Origin of the sequence: Methylobacterium sp. EM32 (genome assembly GCF_040593685.1) — a bacterium.
Classification (GTDB): domain Bacteria; phylum Pseudomonadota; class Alphaproteobacteria; order Rhizobiales; family Beijerinckiaceae; genus Methylobacterium.
This window is the reverse complement of record NZ_JBEXZS010000252.1, coordinates 1-1683: the sequence shown is the minus strand read 5'-3', so window position 1 is coordinate 1683 and position 1683 is coordinate 1. Positions and strand designations below refer to the sequence as shown.

The following is a 1683-nucleotide window of genomic DNA, read 5'->3' as shown; positions in this document are numbered from 1 at the left end:
GTAACCGGGGCAAATTTGCGGGTTTTGGGTTTGCTCCGGCTGTCCCGATGTGATTCATCATTGGCATGGCGCAGCCTGATCCCGCTTCGGTCGAGACGCTCGGGTTGTCGGACCTGCGGGCCCTTGTGGGGACGCTGATTGAGCAGACGCAGCGCCTGACTGCCGAGAACCGGGCGTTGCGCGACGAGATCGCGCGGCTCAAAGGCCTGCCGCCCCGCCCGCCGACGCGTCAGACGCCCTCCGGGATGGAGAAGGCGACGGGCGGCGGTGCCAAGCCCCTGAGCCCCGTGCGTCGGCGCGGCCCTGTCCAGGAGCGCTGCGCCCTCACGCGCGAGGTCGTGCTGTCGGTGGCTGCGCCGCCTGGCTCGCAGTTCAAGGGCTACCAGGACGTGGTGGTACGCGACCTGGTGCTGGAGGCCTGCGTGACGCGCTACCGGCGCGAGCGCTGGCGCACGCCCTCGGGCGAGACGCTGGTGGCTCCTCTGCCGGCGGGCATGGCCGGCGGCTTTGGACCGCACCTGCGCCGTTTCCTGCTCGCCGCCCACGTCCAGGGTCAGGTCACGACCGAGCGGCTGTGTGCGCTGCTGGCGGGGGTGGGGGTGCCGATCTCCAAGCGGCAGGTGGTGCGGCTGCTGACTGCCCGGCTCGACGTCGTCCTGGCCGAGGACGAGGCGGTGCTGCGGGCCGGCCTTGCCGGCGCCCGCTGGATCAGCGTGGACGACACCGCGGCGCGTCACGCGCGGGCGGACGGGGTCACCACGCAGATCGGCAACGACCGCTTCACGGTGTTCCGCACCGGGACCTCGAAGTCGCGCCGGAGCTTCCTGTCGCTGCTGCGGGCGGGGCATCCAGACTACGTGATCAATGCGGCAGCGCTGGCTTACATGAAGGAGCGTGGCCTCTCCGGGCCTCTGCGGGCGGCGCTGGCGGCCCACCCCAGCCAGAGCTTCCCCGACGAGGCGGCGTGGCGCGCTCACCTGACCAGGCTGGGTCTGGACGGGCAGACGATCGTCCTCGACCCGGTGACGATCGCCACCGAGGGCGCGCTGTGGGGCGCGGTGGTGCAGCACGGGTTGTTGCAGGACGCTGTGATCGTCTCGGACGATGCCGGCCAGTTCCGGGTCGGGACGCACGCGCTATGCTGGGTGCATGCCGAGCGCCTGGTGCACAAGCTGGTCCCGGCCACGCCGAGCCAGGCCGCCATGATCGCCCAGCAGCGCGAGCGGATCTGGGAGCTGTATGGCGAGCTGAAAGCCTATGCGAGGGCCCCTTGCGAGCGCGCCGCGGCGGACCTCCGGGTGCGGTTCGACCAGATCTTCACGGCCTCGACCGGGATGGTGATGCTGGACCGGCTATTGACGCGGCTACACCGCAACAAGGCAGAGCTTCTGCGGGTGCTGGACCGGCCGGACATCCCGCTGCACACCAATGGATCGGAGAACGACATCCGGGCCTGCGTGACCAAGCGGCGGATCTCGGGCGGCACGATGAGTGTGGCTGGGCGAGCCGCCCGCGATGCGCTGCTGGGTCTCATGAAGACCTGCACCAAGCTCGGAACCTCGTTCTTCCGCTACCTCGGAGACCGCCTCGGCATCCCCGATCACGGGCCACCCATCCCACCTCTCGCAGACTTGGTCAGGCAGACCTCACCAGCCTGACCGCCCGCGATTTTGCCCCGGTTAC

At 70.2% G+C, this 1683-nt stretch carries 1 protein-coding gene; it reads left to right on the top strand.

The genetic code is table 11. The features are described 5' to 3' along the window. Positions 1–65: 65 nt before the first annotated feature. Entirely contained in the window at positions 66–1658 is a 1593-nt protein-coding gene (locus ABZT49_RS31675; protein ID WP_355292259.1) for a transposase, read from the top strand. Positions 1659–1683 lie beyond the last annotated feature (25 nt).